This is a genomic window from Rahnella perminowiae (assembly GCF_019049695.1).
Classification (GTDB): domain Bacteria; phylum Pseudomonadota; class Gammaproteobacteria; order Enterobacterales; family Enterobacteriaceae; genus Rahnella; species Rahnella perminowiae.
The window spans coordinates 427,014-450,077 of sequence record NZ_JAFMOT010000188.1 but is presented as its reverse complement, the minus strand read 5'-3'; the positions used below and the strand labels follow the sequence as shown (position 1 = coordinate 450,077).

Here is a 23,064-nt window from a genome sequence, read left to right as displayed (position 1 = left end):
ACCCAGCCGCCAGAGGATATCCCAATGAATAAGTTGCTTGATCGTTTTCTTCATTATGTTTCTTTCGATACTCAGTCTAAGCCCAATGTTAAGCACACGCCCAGTACTGAAGGGCAACTCAGGCTGGCCCAGGCCTTGCGTAATGAGCTGACTGAACTGGGTTTTTCGCAGGTTACGCTCAGTGATAAAGGTTGTGTAATGGCCACCTTGCCGGGCAATGTCGCCTGGAATGTGCCGGTAATCGGTTTTATTTCCCATCTGGATACCGCACCTGATTTCACAGCGAAACATGTCAATCCACAGATTGTAGAAAATTACCGTGGCGGAGATATCGCGCTGGGTAATGGCGATGAAATATTATCGCCGGTGATGTTCCCGGTATTACACCAGCTTCTCGGCCATACGATTATTACTACGGATGGCAAAACGTTGCTGGGGTCTGATGATAAATCCGGTATTGCTGAAATTATTACCGCGATGGTCCGGCTGAAAAACAGCAATATTCCCCACGGGCCGGTACGCATTGCCTTTACGCCGGATGAAGAAATCGGCAAAGGTGCGCAGAGTTTTGATATTTCGGCCTTTGGCGCGCAGTGGGCTTACACCGTCGATGGTGGTGGCGTGGGCGAACTGGAGTTTGAAAACTTTAACGCGGCCTCGGCCACTATTAAAATTGTCGGCAACAACGTACACCCGGGCAGCGCCAAAGGGGTGATGGTAAATGCATTATCACTGGCAACCCGTTTTCACAACGAACTGCCGGTGGAAGAAACACCTGAACATACTGAAGGTTACGAGGGTTTTTATCACCTGACGACCATCAAGGGCAATGTTGAACGCGCAGAAATGCATTACATCATCCGTGACTTTGACAAGACGCAGTTCGAAGCCCGTAAGCAAAAAATTATCGATATCGCACATGTGGTCGGCAAAGGCCTGCACCGCGACTGCTATATTGAAGTGACGCTCGACGATCACTATTACAATATGCGCGACAAAGTGGCCGGGCATCCGCACATTATTGCGCTGGCACAGCAGGCGATGAAAGATTGCGATATTGAGCCAGTCATGAAGCCAATCCGCGGCGGCACTGATGGCGCCCAACTTTCTTTCCGCGGTTTGCCTTGTCCGAATATTTTTACCGGTGGATATAATTTCCACGGTAAACATGAATTTGTTACGCTCGAAGGGATGGAAAAAGCCGTCTCGGTGATTATGCGTATTGCGGAACTGACGGCGAATAAATCTCAATAAGTTCAGGTCAGCCTTTGAGTTATAAATTTTAACAATATAAGGCTGTTTTTCTTTTCTTGATTATCCCCTCTGGTTTCCTTGTCATTATGGCGAAATATAAATTATCTAAATATATTTTGAGATTGCATGTCTAATTTGTATTTTTTTCTCATATCCCATGCCTGTAAGATACGCTTTTATTTTTAAGGATTTAAAGCAATGGACGCAACGGATATAAGAGAATTACGAGATTTTGTGAAAATACGCACCTTCACACCAGAAACAAGCTCACGATATAGTGCCTGGGTATTAATCTGGTATCCGCATGCAGGGAGTGCAGGTCATGCGTCAATGTTTATTGGTGATATTTTAGAAACCAGCCTTTATGTCAGTTGGTGGCCAGAGGCAGGAGACGCTAAAAAAGTCTTGTTCGGTAAATTTCCTTCCAGAATAAGCGCTCATGGAAATGCCGATTTAACCACTTACCGATCTGATGCCTATGCTGAAGGCGGGCTCCCCGATGTGATTTACGGATTAATGAATCTGAATGAGCACATGATGAAAATGGCCTGGTATGACATTTGCCATAAACAAGGGGGATCCTCATTTCGTACTGTGGGGAAGAATTGTGCCGATATAGTTGGTCGGGTTATTAATGCAGGGCTGGTCGGTTCATCGTTACGTGCAAAGGCCTTTGACTACATGCAGGGAGGGTTTTTACCCTGTACGCCTAAGCGCATAGGGATAGCTTGTAATTATCTTAGAGATAAAAATATGGCTGTAAAAATAAGTTTGCATGCCAAGTCACTGAACCTTAATCCTTTAAAATTCATTTTTCGGCTTAGATGAACTGACCGGGAATTATTTTAATCGTTCAATTCCGTGTAAAACCATCTGGCTTCCATCTGCCTCGTTACCCTGTGTGGTGATGATACATCTGTCAGGCATCTTCACCGCACGGAACGAAAGTTGGAGGGTAAAAATGCTGCGATTTTTATCCACCATCAAAATATCGTTATTTCTGAGAATGATATTTGTAATATTTGCCTGAGTAATGAGTCTGATCATGCCATTGCTGGAGATATAGAAACGTGTATCGGTTTTATTTCTGTCCAGAGAAACCATGGCGATTTTCCATTTAGTGCTATCACTGGCCTTCCAGTCGTCGACGGCACCAAAAAAATCCGGAAAAATGCCCTGATGTAAGAAAGAGGAAAGTGAACCAATATGCTCCTGAATCCATTCGTTTTGCGGTTCAAGGATCTGAGCTGAGAAGTTTAATTTTGATTTAATCTCATTGCCGGGTACCGATATTTTTTTATTATTAATATAATAATGCATACGGGAAATATCAGCCAGCATACTGGGGTTCATTACTGATTTTCCAAACTTACTTATATCCCTGGCAATGTTTCCGTTGATGGTATTGAAGAATTTATGCGTGATTTCAGGAGATATGTTAAGCGTCAGGTTGCAATCAGTGTGTTGTAATGGGTGTGTGGTGATTTTATTTCCGGAAAAATGTGATGGGATAGGATGAACTTTATTTTTCTCGAAAAATTTTGTAAAAAACATGGTTTGCCTTTCGTCATTATAGGGGAATAGAGGGTCTGTAAAGGCAGTATAAAATTAAAAGTAACCTGTGACTATTACCAACTCCTTATTCATCGGTTAAACTATATTAATATGGAAATGTTAACTTCATTAATACATACAGGATACCGGGTACCCTGTATGTATCTTAATGATAAATGTCCGTTGATATCAATCGTTAAAATACCAGTAACCGCTGTTGACCAGTGCAGACAGCAGGGCGAGGAAGGACGGGTCGTCCAGCGCATTGCCGAGCATTTCTTTCGTTACGGTTTTATGGCGTGCAATGGCATCTACCGCACCGATATGTTCTGTGGTTATTGCTTCACCGTTAACGTAGCAGGTATCCCCCACGCGCAGGACGCGCAGGCCCCCCAGACGCTCCAGGGTTTCACCTGACTCCAGCAGTTCATAAATTTCCCCGGCCTGATAAGGAGGCTCCGGTGGCGCCAGATCCAGTTCATGACGAGACTGGGAAATAAATTCTCCGAACCAGTTATTGAAATGCGCCGGATTACCAATCAAATCCAGCATCATGGAACGCAGTTTATTCAGTTCGGCAGGCTGTACTTCAGCCGGATGCTCACGTTCAACCAGTTCCGGATCGCTGTAACGGTGGCTGCCCAGTTCACGGGAAAGCACATAATCGGCAAAACCGCTGACCATCTCACGGGCGTTTGGTGCGCGAAAACCCACAGAATAATTGAGGGAGTTTTCCAGTGAATAGCCGTCATGAGGGAAGCCCGGCGGAATATAAACGATATCGCCGGGTTCCAGTTCTTCATCGATAATGGCATCGAAGGGTTCAACCTGTAATAAATCAGGATGCGGGCAATGTTGTTTCATCGCGACTTTTTCGCCTACACGCCAGCGACGGCGGCCGGTACCCTGAATGATAAATACGTCGTACTGATCCAAATGGGGGCCTACGCCACCGCCAGGCACCGAGAAGGAAATCATTAAATCATCCATGCGCCAGTCAGGAATGTGGCGGAATGGCGTCATCAGATGAGAAGAGGGCTCATGCCAGTGATCGACAGCCTGCACCAGCACCGACCAGCCTGTTTCCCCCAGATGATCATAACTCTCAAAGGGCCCGTGGCTGACATTCCACTTACCGTCCTGATTGCTCACCAGACGGCTGTCCACTTCATTTTCCATTGCCAGACCGGCCAGCTCGTCCGGAGAAATCGGATCGACGAAATTTTTAAAGCCGCGCTTTAATACGACCGGGCGCTTTTGCCAGTAACGCTGCAGGAAATCATTCCAGTCTAGGTCGAGTTGGTAATCCATAGTATTTCCCTTGCATTAAATGGAGGGTGATAAAGAAGTGCGGAGTCTGTAAATGATTATAACGGAAGGTGTTGCAGCTGAGTGGGGCAATTGCCAGCAAATTTTGCACAATGGATAAGATTGCGCCGAAATTTGCTGGCAAAGTAGTCGGGGAGAACGTTACTCCAGTTCAATGCCTTGTTGCAGACCAAAACAGACGCGCATGCTGGCGCCGCCAAGCGGGCTGTCACCGATGATAATTTTGCCGTCGTACTGTTCAATGATGTCGTTGGCGAGCGATAACCCCAGACCTTGTCCCGGACGCAAGGTATCGGCACGCTGCCCGCGTTGGAAAATCACTTCGCGTTTGCTGTCCGGAATGCCCGGGCCATCGTCCTCAATCAGGATCACCAGCTGATTTTCGGTGTGCACGGCGCTGATTTCGACAAACTCAAGGCAGTACTTGCAGGCGTTATCAATGACGTTGCCCATGACTTCCATGAAGTCATTTTTTTCGCCCACAAAGGTAATTTCCGGTGAAATATCCACTGTGATCACCACCCCTTTACGCTGATAAACCTTATTCAGTGCTGAACATAATCCGTCAAGGATCGCCGGGACGGAGTGAACTTCACGGATCAGCAGGTTTTGTTCAGAGCGCAATGTCGCACGATGCAGGTAATAACCAATCTGCTGCGAGATGCGGCTGATTTGCTCAAGCATGACCGGCTCAGCATCTTCGATGGTCATCTGTTTACCATTTCGCAGTGCACGCAGGGTAGACTGCAATACGGCCAGCGGTGTTTTCAGGCTGTGCGTCAGGTCCGCCAGCGTGGTGCGGTAACGATCATAACGGCCGCGTTCGCCATGCAGCAAAATATTCAGATTACGCACCAGACCGCGCAGTTCGCGTGGCGGGTTTTCATCAAGCGACTCACGCTCGTGAGTTTCCAGTTCGGCGACCTGATGAATCAGCTCTTTGATAGGCCGCAGGCTCCAGTAAGCGGCCAGCCATAACAGCGGCACAACCAGCAACAGGTTCGCCAGTAATACATAACTGAACCATTCCCAGACCAGATCAGAGCGCTGCAGTTCCTGCGGAATGGTATCGACCACCACGATGTTCAGTGCCGGCAGACGAGATGTCGCATTGTAGGTATTGACCGCAATGGAGTGGGTCATCGCGTTGGCGTCGGTATCGTCATAATCCTTCAGCTTATCCTGCGCTTTCGGGTTATTCCCCAGTACTTCACTGCTGATTTGTGTATCGGTATCCAGCTCATAGAAGCCAGGTTTGTTCATCCATGCTTTATCAATATGCGCTTCGAGTTCAGGGATGCGGCGCTCAGCCCACAATAATTTCCCTTCGTCGTCGTAAATAAACACCAGCGTTGGCGTGTTAAGGTCGAGATCAGGCGGAACATTGATAGTCAGTTTGCCGTCGCGCCACTGCGCAAGGCTGAAGAAAAGGTTACTTTCGCCGCGCAGGAGACGGTAGGCGGTTTTGTCGAAACTCACCATATAACCGACCACTGCCACCAGCCCGTAGGCCAGCGACAGGGTAAGCACCACCGCCGCGGTTGCCATCATAAAGCGGACGCGAAGGGAGAAGGGGTTCCGGGTACGACGTCCTTTCATGAAGCGTCCTTTGAATATGTCGATGATTATGACCTGATGTCGAAACGGTAACCCTGACCGCGCACGGTCGTTATCACATCAACCGGATGTTCTGCCTGCAATTTTTTACGCAGACGGCCCATCAGAACATCGACAGTATGACTCTCACGCAACTCGGCATCCGGATAAAGCTGAAGCATCAGCGAATCCTTGCTGACCACTTTCCCTGCATTGCGGATCAACGTTTCAATAATCGTGTATTCGAAAGCGGTCAGTTTAATTGGCTGTTCATTTACGGTCAGTTCGCGACGTGACAGATCGATCTGGAAAGGTTGCAGCGTGATCACCTGAGAAGCGAGGCCGCTGTTACGGCGCATCAGCGCCTGCATACGCGCCAGGACCTCTTCCAGATGGAATGGCTTAGTGACGTAATCATCCGCACCGGCCTCCAGCACTGCCACTTTATCCTGCCAGCTTTCGCGGGCGGTCAGGACCAGAATCGGCAGATTGGTCTGATGACTGCGCCAGCGGCGGATCAGGCTCAGGCCGTCTTCGCCTGGTAAACCAAGGTCAACAATGGCGATATCGGGCGCATGCTCATGCAGGAAATAGTCTGCTTCTTTGGCATCTTCCGCCGCATCGACCTGATGGCCCATTTCCCGTAACTGTACGGAGAGGTGATGACGTAACAGTGCATTATCTTCAATGACTAAAATCCGCATGGTAATTCCTTATCCTGACAGCGCGAAAAATGGTTTAAATATTCTGCATGCGATTGTAAATGATTCAGAAACACTTTAATCAACCTCAGGTCAACACAGGTGTGCCGAACATCAACAAAACCTAAACGAATTATAAGCAGCTTTGTGCAGGAACGGGATTAAAAAAGGCGGCCCGCAGGCCGCCTCTGGTACAACACTTTAAAAACTTACTTCAGTTCGTCAACCATGGTGGTGGCGCGACCAATGTAGTTACCCGGCGTCATGGCTTTCAGACGTACTTTCTCGTCTTCCGGTAAGTCAAGTGAATCGATAAATGCCTGCATGCCGGCGGCATCAACACGTTTACCGCGTGTCAGTTCTTTCAGCTTCTCGTAAGGTTTTTCGATGCCATAACGGCGCATCACGGTCTGGATTGGCTCAGCCAGCACTTCCCAGTTGTGATCCAGTTCGTTTGCCAGATTTGCTTCGTTTACTTCCAGCTTGCTGACGCCTTTCATGGTCGCCTGATAAGCGATAAGTGCATAGCCCAGACCGACACCGAGGTTGCGCAGTACCGTGGAATCCGTCAGATCACGCTGCCAGCGTGATACAGGCAATTTGCTGGCCAGATGCTGTAATACAGCATTGGACAGACCGAGGTTGCCTTCGGAGTTTTCGAAGTCGATCGGGTTTACTTTGTGCGGCATCGTGGACGAACCGATTTCACCCGCGATGGTACGTTGTTTGAAGTGGTTCAGGGCAATGTAACCCCAGATATCGCGGTCAAAGTCGATCAGGATAGTGTTGAAACGTGCCACGCAGTCAAACAGCTCGGCGATGTAATCATGCGGCTCGATCTGAGTAGTGTACGGATTCCAGGTAATCCCCAGAGAAGTCACGAACTCTTCGCTAAACTGATGCCAGTTAACTTCCGGGTAAGCCACGATGTGGGCATTGTAGTTGCCGACAGCACCGTTGATTTTGCCGAGGATTTCGACATTTTGCAGTTGTTTAAACTGACGGTTCATACGGTAGGCGACGTTAGCCAGTTCTTTACCAATGGTCGATGGCGTTGCTGGCTGGCCGTGGGTACGGGACAGCAGCGGAATGTCGCGGTATTTATGTGCCAGGTCTTTTACGGCATCAATAATTTGCTTCCAGTAGGGCAGCACCACATCCTGACGGGCGGTTTGCAACATCAGCGCATGGGACAGATTATTGATGTCTTCAGAAGTACAGGCGAAGTGAATGAATTCCGATACCGCGTGCAGGGCCGGGACCGTTGCCACCTTTTCTTTCAGGAAATATTCAACCGCTTTCACATCATGGTTGGTAGTTTTTTCGATATCTTTAATGCGTTGTGCGTCATTAACATCGAAGTCTGCCACAATCTTGTCGAGGAAAGCGTTTGCGTCGGCATCAAAAGCAGGAACTTCCTTGATTTCTGCACAGGCTGCCAGTTTTTGCAGCCAACGTACTTCAACCTGCACACGGAATTTCAGCAGGCCAAATTCGCTGAAAATAGTACGCAGCGCGCTGACTTTATCACCGTAGCGTCCATCAACGGGGGAAACGGCGGTCAGTGAGGATAATTCCATCGGTAGCAACTCCTGGGATCTTATTAACAATGAGCGAGAATATTCTTCGCCTGTTCAAACAAGCGATTACGGGAAAACATCAGTTGCAGACGACCACCGCCCACCTGGTGCCACAGCACCGCGGAGCGAATGCCGGCCAGTAAAATGGCGCGGACCTTTGCCTGCACTTGTGAATTTTGCAAAATGGCCGGTGAACCGGTCACCTGAATGCGGGGACCGGCCGGGCTGACCACATCGACATAAATCGAGGCCAGAGAGCTTATCATCGTTTCAGATTCCAGTTCGAAATGTGCCAGCTGGCGATCGAGCTGATCGATACGTTCACCGAGCTGATTCATGGCGGCTTTGTTGGCGTAGAGCTTGCGCTCAAGCACCATCAGGCTTAATGCGTAACGTGTTAATTCAGCGCCAGGCCCCTGACGGTTGGCGTTCAGCACGCCCAGTAATGTCTCGAGTCCCATCTTCAGATTGGCTTCATTATTACCGTACACCGCCAGCGTAGATGCCGGGTTCATCTCCAGCAGGCTGCGCAGTGAAACTGACATTTCTTCCTGTGAGCAATGACCTTCATGTGCCAGTTGCTGGACCAGGCGTGCTGCCTGACAGATCCCCGCCAAAGCCAGCGTAATGTCATAATAATTTTTAGCCACGTTTACTCCTGTAAGCGTTTTTGAAACGATGAGACGCGGTGACAAAGAAAATAGTCCGAATTCATGGCGACAGATCATGCCATAAAACTGGCCCTAAACACAGTTCGGAATCAGCGCGGAGCGTCACTGTCGGGCAGAAATAAAGCGGGACGCCTGAAAGCGTCCCGTATTCAATCACATAATCGTGAAATATCAGACCTGAAGCGGCAGGCGCTGTTCAATCACGCCCCCGCCGAGACACACGTCACCGAGGTAAAACACTGCGGACTGACCCGGCGTGACAGCGGCAACCGGTGCATTGAAACGTACCTCGATGCGGTCATCACCGAGCGGCGTGACTGTGCACGGGATATCTTCCTGGCGGTAACGGGTTTTCACCGTGCAGGTGAGCGGGGCGGTCAGCGTTTTGCGGTCCACCCAGTGTAACTGTTGGGCAATCAGACCAACATTCATCAGGCGCGGATGCTCATGGCCTTGTGCGACGTAAAGAATGTTGTTTTCGACATCCTTCTCAACGGTGTACCAGGGCTCTTCGCTGCCGTCTTTCTGCCCGCCGATGCCCAGACCTTTACGCTGACCGAGCGTGTGGTACATCAGACCCTGATGTTGTCCCATTACCTGGCCGTCAACGCTTTTGATAACCCCCGGTTGCGCCGGTAAATAGCGCCCGAGGAAATCACGGAATTTACGCTCACCGATGAAGCAGATCCCCGTAGAATCTTTTTTCTTTGCGGTGATTAAATCCAGTTCTTCGGCGATGCGGCGGACTTCCGGTTTTTCCAGCTCACCGACCGGGAACAGACTTTGTGCGACCTGTTCATGACCGAGCGTGTAGAGGAAATAACTCTGATCCTTATTGCTATCAACGCCGCGCAGCAAATGGCTGACACCGTCAATATCCTGGCGGCGAACATAGTGACCGGTCGCGATGTAATCGGCGCCCAGATCCTCAGCCGCAAATTCCAGGAAGGCTTTAAATTTTATTTCCTTATTGCACAGAATATCCGGGTTTGGTGTACGTCCGGCTTTGTATTCTTCAAGGAATAATTCGAACACGTTGTCCCAATATTCCGCCGCGAAATTCACAGTGTGCAATTCAATGCCAAGCTTGTCGCACACGGCCTGCGCATCGGCAAGGTCTGTGGCTGCTGTGCAATACTCTTCGTCGTCATCCTCTTCCCAATTTTTCATGAAGAGGCCCTCGACCTGATAACCTTGCTGTTGGAGAAGGTAGGCAGAGACAGAGGAATCGACACCGCCGGACATCCCGACGATCACTTTTTTCTGGCTGTTGTCAGACATAATAGTCCCGAAACACATGAATTAATTGCCCGGTACTGACGGTGTTTTTCGGATGCTTGTCCCACGAGGATGAAGGCCGCGCGCAACTAAAACATCACAAAAATCCGAACACCACAGAAACCCGAACAGAGAGATACTGCTTTTCAACGGTTTCCCACGAGGGAAATCGTGAAGCGCGAAATTTTATCACGTCGGGCCGGTTGCTGCACCGCTGATTAAGCGCGTGACAACAACCGGACGAGGGGAGTTATTCCGGCAGGTTGAAATTATGGAGGATTTCCAGCGGATAACGTGGCGATTGCTGGTAACAGCGGATGCTTTCCGCCACCAGCGGGGAGCGCAGTTGCGCAGACGCGATAATTTCTTCAGCAGTAACCCAGCGGCACTGATCGATATCATCGTCCTGCGGCGCCGTTTCCCTAATTTCAGGTAAATCAATCACAAAGGCGAAACGCAGGAAAGGCGTGCCGTCCGGTGCCTGCCACTGATGTAATCCCAGGAAAGACTGCGGCTCGGCGTGGATGCCGGTTTCCTCGTACAGTTCGCGTTTTGCAGCGCTGACTAAGGTTTCATTGGCTTCAAGATGGCCGGCAGGCTGATTCCAGGTGACTTTGCCGTGAATGGTTTCCTCGACAACCAGAAACTTTCCCTGTGCCTGAACGATGCAGGCGACAGTAACGTGCGGTTTAAACATGTGGAATTTCCTTCCATTGGCCGGGTTGTAAATCGCCGAGGGTAAACTCGCCCATGCTATAGCGGATCAGACGCAGCGTCGGAAAACCGATATGGGCCGTCATGCGACGCACCTGACGATTTCTTCCCTCGTATAACGTGATTTTCAGCCACGTTGTCGGAATAGATTTGCGCTCGCGGATCGGCGGATTACGTGCCCACAGCCATGCTGGTTGATCGACAATTTCTGCCCCGGCGGGGAGTGTCGGCCCGTCTTTAAGCGTAATGCCTTCGCGTAATGCTTTCACTGCTGTGTCATCCGGTTCGCCCTCGACCTGGACAAAGTAAATCTTACCGGTGCGTTTACCCGGTTGGGTCAGTGCAGCCTGCAGTTTGCCATCGTTGGTCAGCACCAGTAAACCTTCGCTGTCCCGATCCAGACGGCCTGCGGCATAAACTTCTGTTAATGAAATGTAATCTTTAAGTGTTGCCCGACCCGCCTCATCAGTGAATTGTGGCAACACATCGAACGGTTTATTGAAAAGAATCACCTTTCTGGGCCCTTTTGAGGCAGATTGTTCTTTGGCAGGCCTTTTGCTGAAACGTTTAACGTTGTGATTTTTAAAAGATAGCGGGTTCATAGGCATTGAAGTTAGAGAGAATTAGCGCATTATACTTGAAAAATGTTTCGGATTGGCTAGCGAGAAATATTCGAGTAATATCGACCGGCATCTTACAAATTTTTAACAAAAATGCGCTCGAAGGAGAGGTTAATGGAAAGCAAAGTAGTGGTTCCGGCTGAAGGTAAAAAGATTACAGTAGACGCTCAGGGTAAACTGGTCATTCCTAATAATCCTGTTATCCCGTTTATCGAAGGTGATGGTATCGGTGTTGACGTAACGCCAGCCATGATCAAAGTCGTTGATGCGGCTGTAGAGAAAGCTTACAAAGGCGAGCGTAAAATCTCCTGGATGGAAATCTATACCGGCGAGAAATCCGTAGAACTGTACGGTAAAGACGTCTGGCTGCCAGAAGAAACCCTTGATCTGATCCGCGATTATCGTGTTGCTATCAAAGGGCCACTGACCACACCTGTTGGCGGCGGCATTCGCTCCCTGAACGTGGCACTTCGCCAGCAACTCGACCTGTATATCTGTCTGCGTCCGGTACGTTATTACACCGGCACGCCAAGCCCGGTTAAACGTCCTGAAGATACTGACATGGTGATCTTCCGTGAGAACTCCGAAGATATCTATGCAGGTATCGAGTGGAAAGCCGGTTCTGCTGAAGCCGATAAGGTGATCAAGTTCCTGCAAGACGAAATGGGCGTGAAGAAAATCCGTTTCCCACAAGATTGTGGTATCGGTATCAAACCTTGCTCCGAAGAAGGCACCAAACGTCTGGTTCGTGCGGCGATTGAATACACCATCACCAATGACCGTGATTCACTGACGCTGGTTCATAAAGGCAACATCATGAAGTTCACCGAAGGTGCCTTCAAGGACTGGGGCTATCAGCTGGCGCGTGAAGAGTTTGGCGGTGAGCTGATCGACGGCGGTCCTTGGGTGAAAATCAAGAACCCGAACAACGGCAAAGACATCATCATTAAAGACGTGATTGCTGATGCATTCCTGCAACAAATCCTGCTGCGCCCTGCTGAATACGACGTGATCGCCTGTATGAACCTGAACGGTGACTACATTTCCGACGCCCTGGCGGCGCAGGTTGGCGGCATCGGTATCGCACCGGGCGCTAACATCGGTTCTGATTGCGCGCTGTTTGAAGCGACTCACGGTACTGCACCGAAATATGCCGGTCAGGACAAAGTGAACCCGGGTTCAATCATCCTTTCCGCAGAAATGATGCTGCGTCATATGGAATGGTTCGAAGCCGCAGACCTGATCGTTAAAGGCATGGAAGGCGCTATCGCCAACAAAACGGTGACTTACGATTTTGAACGTTTAATGGAAGGCGCTAAGCTGCGCAAATGTAGCGAGTTTGCCGACGACATGATCGCCAATATGTAATTGCGATATTGTTGAAGTAGATATCGGGGGCATCGCGCCCCCTTTGTTTTTCATCCCGCCTAAAGTTCTTCTGCAAAACTCTTCTTAAGTTTTCCATCGCTTTAAAAATATAAATAAGAATACGTGAGATTGTGGAAGTGAGGTTTCTAACATAGCTTTAAAAGTGTCATTCACCTCAAGGAAAAACCATCATGTTTACGCGTCGCACATTCCGGATTGCTCTGGCGGCGGTTATTTCTCTGACAGTGCTTACAGCGCCGGTTTTTGCTAATCCCGGCAATGGCAATGGCAACGGCAATAGCCACGGTAATAGCAATGGCAATAACCACGGCAATAAAGCTCAGGGAAATGGTAAATCAGCCGAGCACACGGGGAATCGTAAAAATTACGGTAAGCCGGACCATGTCTCGTCAGATATCAGCTTCTCACGTGCCCGTTCACTCGCAATAAATTATGGACTGACCGGATATCAGTCACTACCGCCAGGAATCGCAAAAAACCTGATGCGCGGCAAACCCCTGCCGCCGGGAATCGCCAGGAAAGCGGTTCCTGCCGCAATGCTGAACGAGTTGCCATATTACCCTGGTTATGAATGGCGGGCCGTGGGTGATGATTTAGTTCTGGTTGCTCTGAGTACGGCAATTGTTACTTCGATTATTAATGGCGTATTCGATTAAAATTGACATAACACGCTTTTAAGCCCCGTATTGGACTGCACCCCAAAAGTTGGACACCCAACTGAGTAAGGTGCAGTTTTTTATGCGCACCACGATGAAGGTGACTATGAGGGGATATCCCGTAAAGGGTTTACGCATTAAATCCTACTAAGGCTAAATCAATCATTATCTGAAGAATGTTCCGCTTGCCAGTGAACTTTTTTCGCTACAGATTCAGGCAGATAATGGTTTATTTTTCCTGCCTTATTGTGCATGTGGGGCGGTGGTGATAAATATGAGCCACTTTCTACCACAGGTATGACTTTTTGTTGCGCTCACTCCTTTCCAGCTCTCTGTTCCGTATTGATCTGCGACGCCTGATTCTGATTTTAGCTGTGATGAGTGCCTTTGTGACGTTGGCCAACAGCTTTTATGCCAGTTATCGTGTACAGCGCCAGTTACTGATCGACAATACGCTTGAAGAGAACCGTGTTTATGCGACGAAACTGGCTGCCAGCACGGAACAGTTTCTAAAAAACATGCAAAAACAGCTCGCTTACAGCAGTACAATTGCGGCGGGCCATTTTGACGATCGTGAAATCCTGCAGGCGGAAACGGCTCGACTGAAATACCAGACAGACAGTTTTAACTCTGTCGTGCTGACCAATGCGCAAGGCAAAATTCTGGCCACTTCTCCTGACAGCCTGCAGATGGTCGGCCGTATTTTGAATACGCCCGGTGCTCTTGAAGCACTGAAAGAGCGCCGCCCGCTGATCAGTAAACCTTATATTTCTGCCGCTCAGAATCTGGTGATTGTGATATCGGCACCTATTTTCCACCGCGACGGCAGATACCTCGGCTATATTGCCGGCACCATTTATCTGCGGCAGAAAAGCATTCTGAATGAGTTACTCGGCGAGCATTATTACCGCGATGGTTCCTATATTGCCGTACTCGATAACGAGCGCCGCATTCTCTATCATCCGGATGCGTTTCGTATCGGGGAAGTGCTGAAACCGCGTCCGGTGACGGAAGTGGTAAAACAACATACCAATGGTAGCCTGATGGTCACCAATCTGGCCGGAGAAGCGATGCTGGCCGGTTATGCGGTAGTGCCGTCGTCTGGTTGGGAAATCATTACCCAGAGGCCGACCGATGCGACGCTCAAGCCGCTGGAAGGGTTAATGATCAAGGTGCTCAAGCATCTGACACCCCTGGCATTACTGACGCTGATTTGCGTCTGGCTATGCTCGCGTATGATTGCGCATCCGCTCTGGCTGCTGGCACGAAGTGCCAATGAAATGGATAAGCCGGATATTTCGACGAATATCCGTGAAATTCCGTCATGGTATTTTGAATCAACCCAGCTCAAGCGTGCCTTGCTGATGGGTATTAACTTGCTGCAGAAAAAGATTGGCAAGCTCAAGTTTGAAACGCAGACGGATCCGATGACAGGGTTGTTCAACCGGCGCGGGCTGGCGATGACACTGGAATCAGTGATTCAGCAACGCCAGCAGTTTTCGGTTATTGCGCTGGATATTGATCATTTTAAATCCATTAATGACTCGTACGGGCATAACATCGGTGATGAAGTGATTAAATCTCTGGCAGAGCAAATCCGCAATAATGCCCGTGAAAGTGACATTCTCTGCCGCGTTGGCGGAGAAGAGTTCCTGGTTTTACTGCCGGGGGCAGGGCTTGCCGAAGCTGAAATCATTGCAGAACGTTTGCGTCTTAATGTGGAAAAAATGTCCTTGCCGGGTATTCGCCCGATTACCATTTCGTTAGGCGTAGCACATTGCAATCAGCTATCGGGTGAACCTGACGCTTCGCTGAAGAAAGCCGATGAGGCGTTATATAAAGCCAAGCAGGATGGACGTAATCGCATGATTGTTATTCATGAATAAGTAGAAATTCATCTCATCAGGGCACCCGGCGGCCCTGATGCTGTTTATTTAGCCGCTGCAACCTGCTGCTTTTTGGCCTGCGCTGCGAGATGATGCCCGACAGCGCATCCTGCCACCGCGCCGAGTACAGCGTGATGTTTCAGATGACCGACAACGCCTCCCGCCACTGCGCCTTTAAGACATCCTTCCGCCTGAGCAAATGAACTTACTAACATCATGCTGAAAATGGCTATACCCAACATCGTTTTTTTCAACTCAATTCTCCCCAATGAACAAATAATGCTGTCACAGAAAATGTCATAACCCCTGCGGTTTGTCATTTTGCTATCTGTAAGCAGGTACTGCCGCTGTTACTTCTCAGAGAAGATAAACCGTTTGCCGGCGGCTATTGGCGACTTATTGCGGTTACAACTGGCGAAGCGGTTAACGGCACATTGAATAAAGGTTTACTTTATACGTTGAAAGGGAAGGGCTTTATTTTTATTACATCTGCTAGACTTATAGGCAAGTAACCTGCGGAGGTCTGCTCGCTCCGCTGTCTCCGGTTATTTTCCACCCGTGAAGAAGGATGCCGCTATGACGCATCAAGAACAATTGCAGGCCCTGATGGTTCGCATTGACGCGCTGGAACAACGTGAAAGACACCTGACGTATGCTTCTAATGCCTATCAGGCGATTTTGACGACATTACTGGGAATACTGGATAAACCGACTCGTGACCGGGTGATCAGTATGGTCGACCAGGCCCATGACGTAGCTTATGCCAGAGCTAATCTGGAGCAGAAAGGGAATATTCTGGGTGCTGATGATATTACCCAGCGCATTTTCTTATTTGCGCAGGGGCGTGCGGCACAATCCAGGAAGTGAAGGACAGATCATAAATGAATGACTCGTTGCCCGAAAAGGCTGCGAGGTTTTGTAGTGCCGCAGGATCAGCAACGCCGGTCGGCTTTTAGCATATTAATTGCTGCGCCCAGCATGATACGGCGCTGGACACCTGTCGCGCGGGTCAGTTGCTCGTCGAGATAGCCAATCAGCGCATCGGCACTCAGAGGCTCACCTCTGTGGCGCATCTGAATGACGCCATCACCGATAATACGCGCCACTTCATCCCAAAGCGGTTGGATCTCACTGTCCGAGAATTTCATAACAGCTCCCGTTTGTGTGATTTACGTACAATCTATCATCTGGGCTGCGCGTGGCAAGTGGGTTAGTGGAAAGACGGGCGGTGCGGAGCATTTGAAAATGCCTCTCCCCGGACAATCCATTGCCGTAAGGAGAGGAAGGCAGATTAATGCTTAATTACATATAAATCTTTGGTGTAAACGTAATTAAGCAGGCTGTCGTTGAATCCCCCTACGTACGGTTTGACCAGACGAGTACTGACGTAATGGTACAAAGGAATGACCGGCGACTGCTCGGTTAATACCTGTTCCGCCTGCTGATAAGCTTTGCCCACGTCCGTTTTGTTAGTGGCTTTTAACGCATCATCGAGTGCCTTATCGTAGGCGGCATTATTGAATTTTGGCGTGTTCTCACTGTTACCCGTGCGCAGGGTATTCAGGAAAGTGGAGGGTTCGTTATAGTCTGCAATCCACGCATAACGCACCACTTCATAGGTACCCTGATGCATGGTATCCAGCATGGTTTTCCATTCCTGATTCTGTAAAACGGCATCGACGCCCAGATTCTTTTTCCACATTGAAGCCGCAGCAATGGCAATGCGCTGATGCGCTTCAGAAGTGTTATACAGCAGGTTGAATTTCAGCGGATGGTTCGGACCAAAACCGGCTTCAGTCAGTAACTTTTTAGCTTCTTCGTTACGCTGTTCCTGTGTCAGGCTGGCTTCTTTAGGTTTGGCAAAAGTAAAACCGCCGGTGTTATCCGGAGAAAGATGCCAGGCTGGTGTTTGCCCCTGACCCATTACTTTACCGGCAATGATCGACTTATCAATCGCCAGATTCAGCGCTTTACGCACGCGAACATCATTAAACGGCGGCTTCTGGGTATTCATCGCATAGTAATAAACGGCCAGATACGGGCTGACATGAACCTGTGAGCCCAGCTCTTTTTTCAGTGAAGCAAACAATGGCGAAGGAACGGTAGACGTGATGTCGATCTCACCGGCCTTATAGCGGTTAACGTCGGCGGTACCGGAAGCAATCGGCAAATACGTGACTTTATTGATGACAGTATGTGCGTTATCCCAGTAGTTCGGGTTACGTACGGCAGTGATACGTTCGTTGACCGTCCACGTATCGAGTTTAAACGGACCACTGCTGATCAGATTGCCTGGCTGAGTCCACTTATCGCCGTATTTTTCCACATCCGCCTGACTGATTGGGGAGAGAGACGGGTGCGCCAGCATGCCGAGAAAATAGGAAAGCGGTTGATCAAGCGTAACTTCCAGCGTCTGCTTATCCAGCGCTTTGATACCCAACTGGTCGGCAGTTTTTTTGCCGGCAATAATGTCGCCGGCATTCAACACGTGCATGCTGCCCAGATAGCTTTCATAAGGTGAAGCGGTTTTCGGGTCGATCAGACGTTGCCAGCTGAAAACGACATCCTGCGCGGTGATGGGCGAACCATCCGACCAGACGATGCCGGGGCGTAAATGGAAGACCCAGGTTTTGTTATCTTTGGTATCCCAGCTAGCCGCGAGTGAAGGTTGCGCATTGCCTTTATTATCGATAGTGACCAGTCCGGTAAAAAGATCGCTGAGGATATTAAATTCCACATCGCTCTCGACTTTATGCGGGTCAAGGGATGCAGGTTCACTGCCATTATTACGGACAATTTCCTGTTTGGCTGCCAGCTCGACACCTACAGGAACATTTGCAGCGTGCGTGGCGAATGAAGCCATGAAAGTACCGGATAGAAGGAGTGCGAGAGGAAGTTTTTTATAGCACCCATAAGTTTTACGTATCGTCATTGCCATTTCCTGCCCTGTCAATATGGTTAAATATCAATGAGTAACAGGGTATTCATACCTTTCTTCGAGCACTTTAGCAATGATTAAGACATTTTTTGTCTCGCCATGTGAATGCTGACACAAAGGTTCAGTAGTCAGCGTTCTCATGGGCAGGGATCCAGTAACCATCGATAAAATCTTCGATGGGATAACAGCCAGCCTGGCGCAGCCCTTGCTGATGCATAGCGACCGTGCATTGTTTCTGAGTATTAAAGGCATCAACCACTAACTCTTCACATCCTCCGCCCAGATAACAAATAGTCAAAACAAGTGCGAACATAGCGCCTCTCCTTTTTTGTCATCCTGTTAAGCATAGAACTATTATGCGCCTGGCAACATCCGGCGAGGCGCGTTTGCTGCTTATTTATCCGCATTGTTTAACCGCAAAAACGTAACGATGCAGAAAAGAGAATTTCAGGAAAGAGCGTGATATCCTCGCGGCCATAATTTTTATGAATGACCGTTATGAAAGGAGCAGCTCATGTCCGAGTCTTTGAACAGAGAACAGGAAATCGAATCCGATCTGGTTGCATGCCAGCTGGTAATTAAACAAATACTGGATGTGATTGAAATTATTGCGCCAGCGGAAGTGCGCGAGAAAATGTCTCATCAGCTGAAAAGTATTGATTTCAGCAAGCATCCTGCCGGAGCTGATCCTGTGACAAAGCGTGCTATTGAGAAAGCCATTTCCTTGATCGAGCTGAAATTCACGAAGCACGATAGCTGACAAATCGTTGCCATGCCTGCATTTGCGGGCATGACAACGCTGTACAACGTAAAAATATCCGGCCTATTTATTGTCGACCACTTCACCCACCCGCTTGAAAATGGGGCAGTTTGCCACGCCGATGACGCCACTGTCAGAGTGAATATATTGCGAGCTGACAATTCCTCTTGCTGTTAAGTACTGGCATTTCAGACCCAGCCCTGCAGCATTCTCATTGCTGCCAACTGTCACGCCATAACCCGAGAAAAGAAAAATCGCGTAAATGACGGCCAGCACGATGATGGTTTTAATTATGCCCATTCTGTAACTCCCTAAATCCCTTGTCCTGAACGATTCAGGAGGTTGATAAGCATAGTAGAATTTATTTCCAGGAAAATGTCACTGCAGCAGAATCCTAATCAGCAAAACCGTGAAGATGCTAAAAAAAAATTGGCCCCTGAAAAGAGGCCAATAAATTACTGAAGAATGCTATTCAGACCGGGAAGATTACCAGCGGTATTTCATACCCAGATTAGCTGCCCACGGCTGGTCAACATCGCTGCCACCAAGGTAATTAGCCCCTGCGTAAACGGTGAAGTTTTTGCTCATGTCGAACTGCCCCCCTAAGCCAACGCGGACAGCGGAACCATCAACGCCATTGTCGATACGGTCGCCATTGATGTTTGCGTCGTTGTTAGCATCCTCATACACATACGCCAGCGTGGCGTAAGGGCTGACTGCCTGACCTGCACCCAGATCGAAGGAATAACCCAGATTACCACCCAGTTCATAACGTATGCTGTCATAAGCCTGATCACTGACATGCATATTGTTGCTCATGCTGTAATCATCATCGCCGATAAACACGCCAGTCATACTTGCGTAAGGCGTCAAATAAGCCTGAGGTGCGAATTGCCAGTCATAACCCACTTTCAGACCAAAGCCCCAGGCATCAGTGGAGCTATCACCTGATACTTGCTGACCGTTACTCATGGTGCTGTCTGTTGAGTTGCTGAAGTGGCTGTAGCTCAGGGAAGTATCAAAGAATGCGCCGGTGTTGAAGTCCAGACTGGCGTAAACACGTGCTGACTGGCTGTCAGTATCCGCATCCGCATTATCCATAGACAGGCTGGATTTCGCGAAGCTTGCAGCCATACCTACCAGCCACTGCCGCTCGCCGCCCCCTTCGGTGACTTTATCCAAACCAACCATGACGCCATTGACGTCCTGATCGTAATCAATCACGCCGTTGTCGCCGTTTTGCTGACCGCCGAAGTAGTTGACCCATACACCTCCTTTATCATTGCCTTGGGTGTGACGTGAACTGTTCATGCGGGCTTCTAACGTGTCTTGTTCCATATGCCAGGTTGCAGCATTGGAAGAAGGCAGGCTCAGGGCAGCATTAGCGGTAGAGGTAATACCTTGCCTGGCCAGTACTACGGTATCGTCGTACTGCTCTGCCTGATAACGATAAGCACCCAGATCAGCGGTGTTAGCATGAGTAAAGGTCGCATTGCCGCCGTAGATACGGATCAGCTCTTTATTTTGATAATCAGCAACCTGGCCTTCACCTGTCGCGTTATCGATACGGACCTGATAATTGCCGTTTGTTACGCCATTCACGGCCAGATGACCATCGGAGTTGATACCGAGGGTGCCCTGATCATAAATATAATCTGCGGCAGTTTTGTCACGTGCATTATTCATGTCGGCGTTAAGGACATACTCACGACTTCCGATATCGAAAGTACCGCTATCAGTCAGAACCATGTTATGAGTATCAATCTGCCCTAAATCCAGGTTCAGCTCAGAACCGCTACCGACTACAATGGTGTTGGCATAAAGAGAGGCGCTTTCTTCAGTCAGCGATGCCTGACTGCCTGAGTTCAGGTTCAGTACATCTGTTTTAACATCGCCGTGTGCAGCAATTTTCAGCGTTGATGCATTGGTCAGAGAGATGTGATCTGCCAGCAGGCCAGATTCAACGACATTGACCTGAGACCGGTTATTAACCGTCAGGTTGTCAATATTTGACGTTTTAGTCGTGTCCCATTCGGAACCGTTGTTTAGCGCGACATTAAACAGACCGCTTTGATAAACATCATCACCCGTCAGATAGCCGGTGGTACTGCTGAAGACAGAGCCCGGCCAGATGCTGTTAGTGCTGTGGTCATACAAGGCTGAATCCATCTGAACTTCAGAAGTGGCTGCACCAACCCATTTGCTGCCATTGTCCAGCGTCAGATTCAGTTCATCTGTATCATCCCAACCATTGGTATCCGGCACGCCATCGGTATTGCTGTCATGACCACCGACATAATAACCTTCGTCGAAGGTGCTGACAAAATCGACATCACCTGCAATGGTTGAATTATTGAATATGGCATTGGTTTTCATTGCATTATCAGCGGTTGCACTGGCAACAACAGATAACGCAATATCATCAGCCGGAATACCCGCCGCGCTGATATTACCGTAATCACTTGGCTTATCCGACTGGCCGTAGAAACCGCTGGTTTGTAATTCTGTGTAAGAACCCGAAGTCAGCACGGAATCATTTACCGTCAGGGTATTATCAAAAGTATTACTGTTATTACTGTCTGTATCAGCCCACTCGTAGCCTTGCGTCAGTGCAATGCCCGCGACGTGAGAGTTATTTTCGATAACGATGTTACTTTCCTGATTCAATGTCACTGCAACACCCATATCGTAGGTATTCAGGGATTCATGGTCGCGAATTTTATTATCATCAGTAACGTCATAATCGAAGTGTTCGTAAGTATCATTAATGGTGGAGTTATCAATGATCAATTGCAAAGGAGACTGGTCATAATCATTACGGGTTGTGCCGCAATCACTTGTCATGCACTCAGAGGTGATCATGCCGTTAACCGTGGTATTGGTGATATTCAACGTGTTGCTGTTATTGCTATCAAAACCGAGATAATGAGTGGAAATAACACCATTAACGACAGCATTATTGATAGAAGAGTCGATGTCTCCGCCAGTATAGCGGGTGTCAGCCCCATCATTATCTACATACCCACGATATCCGATATGACCCGCCAGCGTGGAGTCATGATAGAACGTATCGTAAACGGTGCCAGAAATATCGGCTGACATTGCTACGGGGGCCGCGACTGCAACAGCGCAGGCTAGCGCTATTTTAGAAACGAAGAACTTTTTATTCCATGCATGCATTTATTAATCCCTCAACAAAAAATAGTCAGCATGAATCAGCTGAAAAATAATTCAGCCATTATGCTTTCATTTATATAACTGAAGAGACAGAAGAACTGTTCGACGGCGGGATGATATTTTAACGGGTGGTATAATTCAACAAGGAAGTTCCTGGAAATATCCGCAAAAAGTCACTTTATTTAAAGATGAGCGCAATATTATTGGGTTTATTAATCAACTGTAAAACCAATAATTTCTTTATCTGTTTCTAAATAGCAGTGATAAAGCACGCATGCGAGTAGACTTGGGTAAGACTTACCTGTCTCAGATTCTGGGATGTAACACCAGGCACAAGCCCGGCTATCTTGTCAGTGTAAGGTTTAGGGGAGATATTTGTTTTTAAAATTTTCCGGGAATGCGTTAATAATTTCACGTTCTGTTCTTTCTTTATAAAAATGCCTGGGGGTTTTATTAAGATGTCTATTTTATAGAAATTATCAAAGGTGAGTTATCAGAAGCGCAGGCACGTAAACATGACTTTGCTTGACCAAGATCAAACACGGATTGTCGCTCTATTTATAGATAAAACTTATACATTTTATTGTTTGATTTACGTATGTGATTATTACACATTGTATCGCACGTAAAAGCTATCGCTTCGTTATATTGTTGTTTAGGATATTCGTCGTATTATGTCCTCCTGTTCAGTCAAATGCCGGACGTCGCCTTTGAGCCCTGATAGACGTTTTTTAAACCAAAAGAGACCTGCCATTAAATTGAAAAAGCCTGTTTTCAATGTCCGGAGGATCGTCACGTTCGTTCTTTTCCTGCTCATTTGCATCGGCCTGTATCTGCTGGCCCTAAACAGTTACTGTGATCAGGGGGGCAACTTTGATCTGGGCGTATGTGCAATTACCTCATTCATCCCTTTTTGACGGATGTCAGCACGGCTTACGGTTGGGTAAGAAAACCCTGTTTT

Annotated in this window: 23 protein-coding genes; 8 read left to right on the top strand and 15 right to left on the bottom strand. The window is 48.5% G+C overall.

Features of this window, described 5'->3' with window-relative positions; all coding sequences use genetic code 11:
• Window positions 1–24: 24 nt before the first annotated feature.
• A complete protein-coding gene (gene pepT, locus J1781_RS25800; protein ID WP_129951811.1) occupies window positions 25–1,254 on the top strand; it encodes a peptidase T in 1,230 nt (409 codons plus the stop codon).
• A gap of 198 nt (window positions 1,255–1,452) precedes the next feature.
• Window positions 1,453–2,082 carry a hypothetical protein gene (locus J1781_RS25795; protein WP_217139231.1) on the top strand — a complete coding sequence of 210 codons (630 nt, stop codon included), beginning with the start codon at window positions 1,453–1,455 and terminating at the stop codon, window positions 2,080–2,082.
• 12 nt (window positions 2,083–2,094) lie between these two features.
• Here J1781_RS25795 and J1781_RS25790 read toward each other — a convergent pair whose 3' ends face one another.
• The 9 genes from J1781_RS25790 to rluE form a co-directional block, all read right to left on the bottom strand.
• Window positions 2,095–2,808 (bottom strand): hypothetical protein, encoded by a 714-nt coding sequence (locus tag J1781_RS25790; RefSeq protein ID WP_217234409.1) that lies wholly within the window; start codon window positions 2,806–2,808, stop codon window positions 2,095–2,097.
• 189 nt (window positions 2,809–2,997) lie between these two features.
• Entirely contained in the window at window positions 2,998–4,119 is a 1,122-nt protein-coding gene (locus J1781_RS25785) for a ribosomal protein uL16 3-hydroxylase (protein WP_129951807.1), read from the bottom strand.
• A 159-nt stretch (window positions 4,120–4,278) separates the two neighbouring features.
• On the bottom strand, window positions 4,279–5,736 hold the full coding sequence (gene phoQ, locus J1781_RS25780; RefSeq protein WP_217157217.1) for a two-component system sensor histidine kinase PhoQ: 1,458 nt from the start codon (window positions 5,734–5,736) through the stop codon (window positions 4,279–4,281).
• 26 nt (window positions 5,737–5,762) lie between these two features.
• Window positions 5,763–6,437, bottom strand: coding sequence for a two-component system response regulator PhoP (phoP, locus tag J1781_RS25775; protein ID WP_129951805.1), 675 nt, complete (start codon window positions 6,435–6,437; stop codon window positions 5,763–5,765).
• A gap of 206 nt (window positions 6,438–6,643) precedes the next feature.
• Complete coding sequence (gene purB, locus J1781_RS25770) at window positions 6,644–8,014, bottom strand: adenylosuccinate lyase (RefSeq protein ID WP_217139230.1); 1,371 nt, start codon at window positions 8,012–8,014, stop codon at window positions 6,644–6,646.
• Between the two features lie 23 nt (window positions 8,015–8,037).
• Entirely contained in the window at window positions 8,038–8,664 is a 627-nt protein-coding gene (hflD, locus tag J1781_RS25765) for a high frequency lysogenization protein HflD (protein WP_015697908.1), read from the bottom strand.
• Window positions 8,665–8,856: 192 nt separating this feature from the next.
• Window positions 8,857–9,966: a tRNA 2-thiouridine(34) synthase MnmA gene (mnmA, locus tag J1781_RS25760; RefSeq protein WP_129951803.1), complete on the bottom strand. Its 1,110-nt coding sequence runs from the start codon at window positions 9,964–9,966 to the stop codon at window positions 8,857–8,859.
• 247 nt (window positions 9,967–10,213) lie between these two features.
• Window positions 10,214–10,660, bottom strand: coding sequence for an NUDIX hydrolase (locus J1781_RS25755; protein WP_129951802.1), 447 nt, complete (start codon window positions 10,658–10,660; stop codon window positions 10,214–10,216).
• Window positions 10,653–11,279, bottom strand: a complete 627-nt coding sequence (gene rluE / locus J1781_RS25750; protein WP_129951801.1) for a 23S rRNA pseudouridine(2457) synthase RluE — start codon at window positions 11,277–11,279, stop codon at window positions 10,653–10,655. The genes J1781_RS25755 and rluE overlap by 8 nt, the downstream gene beginning before the upstream one ends.
• Window positions 11,280–11,411: 132 nt before the next feature.
• On the opposite strand from rluE, the gene icd reads away from it, so the two are divergent.
• The 3 genes from icd to J1781_RS25735 all read left to right on the top strand — a co-directional run bounded on the left by icd (window position 11,412) and on the right by J1781_RS25735 (window position 15,228).
• A complete protein-coding gene (icd, locus tag J1781_RS25745; protein WP_015697904.1) occupies window positions 11,412–12,665 on the top strand; it encodes an NADP-dependent isocitrate dehydrogenase in 1,254 nt (417 codons plus the stop codon).
• Between the two features lie 191 nt (window positions 12,666–12,856).
• The gene (locus J1781_RS25740) at window positions 12,857–13,342 is read left to right on the top strand and encodes an anti-virulence regulator CigR family protein (RefSeq protein WP_217234408.1); all 486 of its coding nucleotides are present in this window, start codon (window positions 12,857–12,859) and stop codon (window positions 13,340–13,342) included.
• A 377-nt stretch (window positions 13,343–13,719) separates the two neighbouring features.
• A complete protein-coding gene (locus tag J1781_RS25735; protein ID WP_217139548.1) occupies window positions 13,720–15,228 on the top strand; it encodes a GGDEF domain-containing protein in 1,509 nt (502 codons plus the stop codon).
• Between the two features lie 44 nt (window positions 15,229–15,272).
• Here J1781_RS25735 and J1781_RS25730 read toward each other — a convergent pair whose 3' ends face one another.
• Window positions 15,273–15,470: a hypothetical protein gene (locus J1781_RS25730; RefSeq protein WP_129952137.1), complete on the bottom strand. Its 198-nt coding sequence runs from the start codon at window positions 15,468–15,470 to the stop codon at window positions 15,273–15,275.
• A 334-nt stretch (window positions 15,471–15,804) separates the two neighbouring features.
• On the opposite strand from J1781_RS25730, the gene J1781_RS25725 reads away from it, so the two are divergent.
• On the top strand, window positions 15,805–16,095 hold the full coding sequence (locus tag J1781_RS25725; RefSeq protein WP_129951799.1) for a hypothetical protein: 291 nt from the start codon (window positions 15,805–15,807) through the stop codon (window positions 16,093–16,095).
• A 65-nt stretch (window positions 16,096–16,160) separates the two neighbouring features.
• On the opposite strand, the gene J1781_RS25720 is transcribed toward J1781_RS25725, so the two are convergent.
• The 3 genes from J1781_RS25720 to J1781_RS25710 form a co-directional block, all read right to left on the bottom strand.
• Complete coding sequence (locus tag J1781_RS25720) at window positions 16,161–16,376, bottom strand: DUF2767 family protein (protein WP_129951798.1); 216 nt, start codon at window positions 16,374–16,376, stop codon at window positions 16,161–16,163.
• Between the two features lie 143 nt (window positions 16,377–16,519).
• Complete coding sequence (locus J1781_RS25715; protein WP_217234407.1) at window positions 16,520–18,160, bottom strand: ABC transporter substrate-binding protein; 1,641 nt, start codon at window positions 18,158–18,160, stop codon at window positions 16,520–16,522.
• Window positions 18,161–18,287: 127 nt separating this feature from the next.
• Window positions 18,288–18,479, bottom strand: coding sequence for a YdfD/YebW family protein (locus J1781_RS25710; protein ID WP_217157223.1), 192 nt, complete (start codon window positions 18,477–18,479; stop codon window positions 18,288–18,290).
• Between the two features lie 201 nt (window positions 18,480–18,680).
• Between J1781_RS25710 and J1781_RS25705 the strand changes: the two genes are divergently transcribed.
• Window positions 18,681–18,926, top strand: coding sequence for a DUF2766 family protein (locus J1781_RS25705; protein ID WP_015697897.1), 246 nt, complete (start codon window positions 18,681–18,683; stop codon window positions 18,924–18,926).
• Between the two features lie 63 nt (window positions 18,927–18,989).
• Here J1781_RS25705 and J1781_RS25700 read toward each other — a convergent pair whose 3' ends face one another.
• Window positions 18,990–19,226, bottom strand: coding sequence for a YobH family protein (locus J1781_RS25700; RefSeq protein WP_129951795.1), 237 nt, complete (start codon window positions 19,224–19,226; stop codon window positions 18,990–18,992).
• A gap of 186 nt (window positions 19,227–19,412) precedes the next feature.
• On the bottom strand, window positions 19,413–22,106 hold the full coding sequence (locus tag J1781_RS25695; RefSeq protein WP_217234406.1) for an autotransporter YaiT-related protein: 2,694 nt from the start codon (window positions 22,104–22,106) through the stop codon (window positions 19,413–19,415).
• A 785-nt stretch (window positions 22,107–22,891) separates the two neighbouring features.
• Here J1781_RS25695 and mgrB point away from each other — a divergent pair.
• Window positions 22,892–23,020 (top strand): PhoP/PhoQ regulatory lipoprotein MgrB, encoded by a 129-nt coding sequence (mgrB, locus tag J1781_RS26575; RefSeq protein WP_455567032.1) that lies wholly within the window; start codon window positions 22,892–22,894, stop codon window positions 23,018–23,020.
• The last annotated feature ends 44 nt before the right edge of the window (window positions 23,021–23,064 follow it).